The 2,501-nt window shown below is 41.2% G+C and carries 4 protein-coding genes; all 4 read right to left on the reverse strand.

Features of this window, described 5'->3' with window-relative positions; genetic code table 11:
- Positions 1–80 precede the first annotated feature (80 nt).
- A complete protein-coding gene (locus tag ACJHV0_RS04855) occupies positions 81–614 on the reverse strand; it encodes a hypothetical protein (protein WP_334254286.1) in 534 nt (177 codons plus the stop codon).
- A gap of 143 nt (positions 615–757) precedes the next feature.
- Positions 758–1,498 carry a YebC/PmpR family DNA-binding transcriptional regulator gene (locus ACJHV0_RS04860; protein ID WP_334248878.1) on the reverse strand — a complete coding sequence of 247 codons (741 nt, stop codon included), beginning with the start codon at positions 1,496–1,498 and terminating at the stop codon, positions 758–760.
- 10 nt (positions 1,499–1,508) lie between these two features.
- On the reverse strand, positions 1,509–1,952 hold the full coding sequence (nudB, locus tag ACJHV0_RS04865; RefSeq protein WP_334232010.1) for a dihydroneopterin triphosphate diphosphatase: 444 nt from the start codon (positions 1,950–1,952) through the stop codon (positions 1,509–1,511).
- Positions 1,952–2,501: EamA family transporter (locus ACJHV0_RS04870; RefSeq protein ID WP_483133539.1), on the reverse strand; the 550-nt coding region annotated here is incomplete at its 5' end. The genes ACJHV0_RS04870 and nudB, both read right to left, overlap by 1 nt.

The following is a 2,501-nucleotide window of genomic DNA, read 5'->3' on the forward strand; positions in this document are numbered from 1 at the left end:
CTAAAATAATAGCCATTTCTGTTATAAATAAAATAAGCGAGAAGGTATATCTTCTCGCTTATAGTTTAATTAATCAATGCTTATTTATTTAATTTTTTCGTTAATTTTTTATCTACATCGCAAAGTTTCGCTAAGATATCGTCAGAATCTTTACCTTTTTTCGTCAGCATACCGGTAGTTTCTTTGGTTGCATTGGCAAGAGAGAAGTTGCTATCTACGTTCCAAATGTATTCATCAGAAACGAATGAGGTAAAATCTTTGTTTTCAGCATTACGTGTTAAAGTTGGGATTTTTTGCGATTTTCTGCCCTCTTTTAATACTAAGTTTACCGCTTTTGCTTCATCACCTTGGAAAGCATAAGTCGCAGTTACTCTTTTACCACTTAAACAACGGTAAACGATTGATTTTGAGCTGTCAGTCGCTTTTTCCACTTTAACAGCTGCAGCTCCGCGAGCTGCATTGCCTGCAATTTCATTTACTTGTTGAGCTGCTTGGTCAGCTACTTTTGCTACAGGATCTACAGTTGGTTGAGGAGCCGGTTGGTTATTTGCATTAGAACAAGCGGCTAATACTAAAGTTGCGGCTAGAGCGGGAACGAATTTGACTAATTTCATAGTTTTCTCCTTAAGTAATTTTCATAGAATTTAGAAGCAATCGCCTCTATTCATTTAGAGAGGTGCTATGTGAAAAAAGTTCATAAAAAAATGAGGATAACTCAAATTATCCCCATTTTTACGCTTTTTAATAGGCTGTTTAATTAAAGCAACGCCGCCACTTCATCACTGATCTCGCCGTTGTGATAGACGTTTTGTACATCATCACAATCTTCAAGGCGGTTGATTAAATCCAGTAATTTTGGTGCGGTTTCTGCATCAAGCTCAACGGTGGTTGAAGGAATCATTGTGACTTCGGCAGATTCAATTTTAAAGCCAGCAGCCTCGATTCCGTCACGCACATCGCCTAAATCTTCCCAAGCGGTGTAGATCTCAAATGAGCCGTCTTCTTGTACTTGGATATCGTCTGCACCCGCTTCAATTGCGGCTTCAGTCAATGCATCTTCATCGCCTGATGCAATTAAAATTAAGCCTTTTTTGCTGAATAAATAGCCTACAGAACCCTCTGTGCCTAAGTTACCGCCACATTTGGTAAAGCTAGGGCGAACTTGAGAGATGGTGCGGTTTGCGTTATCACTTAAACATTCTACCATTACCGCTGTACCGCCCGGGCCGTAACCTTCGTAGATTTTGGTTTCCATATTGGTGTCATCGCCACCACCCACACCACGCTCAATCGCACGGTTGATGGTATCACGAGTCATATTGCTGGATAACGCTTTATCTACCGCTGAACGCAAACGAGGGTTAGCACTCACATCAGCACCGCCTAATTTTGCTGCGGTGACTAACTCACGAATTAATTTGGTGAAAATTTTACCACGTTGAGCATCTTGAGCTGCTTTACGGTGTTTAATATTTGCCCACTTACTATGGCCTGCCATTTTGTTGTCCTTATTTTAATGTTGTTAAATATTGTTTTATCGCCTGTGCGTTGTTCGGGGATTTCGTCATTTCAATAGCTTCCTCAACCGAAACCCAACGATAGGCTAGGTGTTCGCTTAAAATCGGCTCTTGTTCGCTTTCAAGCGGCAATAAAAACCAATGTTCGACACAATGTGTGATATTAGGTGCGTATTTATACCGAAAATGCGGGAAAATTTCAAATTCTATCTGCTTTTTACAATCAACAAGCGGTTGTTTTTCGGCAGAAATTTGCAAACCGGTTTCTTCAATTACTTCACGGTATGCCGCCTCAATCGGTTGTTCGCCAATGTTAATTGAGCCTGTTACCGACTGCCAAAAATCAGGATCGTCTTTGCGTTGTAGCATTAGCACCCGATTTGTGTTTTTAGCATAAATTATCACGAGAACACTATTAGGGTTTTTGTAGTTCATCAATTTATTACCACCAAAATTGCTGCAATGACCACCAAAATCAGTCCGATAAAGTCTTGAATTTTAAGGCGTTCTTTAAAGACAAAATAGGAAATACCTAAGATAAAGAAGATCTCTACCTGCCCGAGGGTTTTCACAAAGGCAACGTGATTTAAACTCATCGCATTAAACCAACCGAAAGAGCCGAGAAATGAAAACAGGCTGGTGAGAATCCCTAATTTTGGGAAACGGAAAAATTTCCGTAGCGTGTCGGGTTGGAAAATGGCGAGATAAGCCACCAATAACACTGCCTCAAAGCTGATCACCGAAAACAGTACCCAAGCGGCTGAAATCAAAAAATGGCTGTTTAGTTGCAAGCTTGCTTCCCGTACCCAAAGGGAGGTGAGAGCAAAACATAAACCGCTCGCGATACCGAGGAAAAGTGTTTTCCACGAAAGTTGGCGTAAGTTGCCACTGCCGGTCATTAAGAAAATCGCCACGCCCCCTAAAACCACACCCAGCCAGCCAAGTGTGCTGATCGTTACGCCAAAAAATAGTACCCCAAGCAAC

This window comes from Mannheimia sp. (assembly GCF_056854775.1).

Excerpts from the sequence above, each read along its gene's own strand:
- nudB (WP_334232010.1), bottom strand. The coding sequence starts at position 1,952 with ATGAACTACAAAAACCCTAATAGTGTTCTCGTGATAATTTATGCTAAA.
- ACJHV0_RS04855 (WP_334254286.1), bottom strand. The coding sequence starts at position 614 with ATGAAATTAGTCAAATTCGTTCCCGCTCTAGCCGCAACTTTAGTATTA.
- ACJHV0_RS04860 (WP_334248878.1), bottom strand. The coding sequence starts at position 1,498 with ATGGCAGGCCATAGTAAGTGGGCAAATATTAAACACCGTAAAGCAGCT.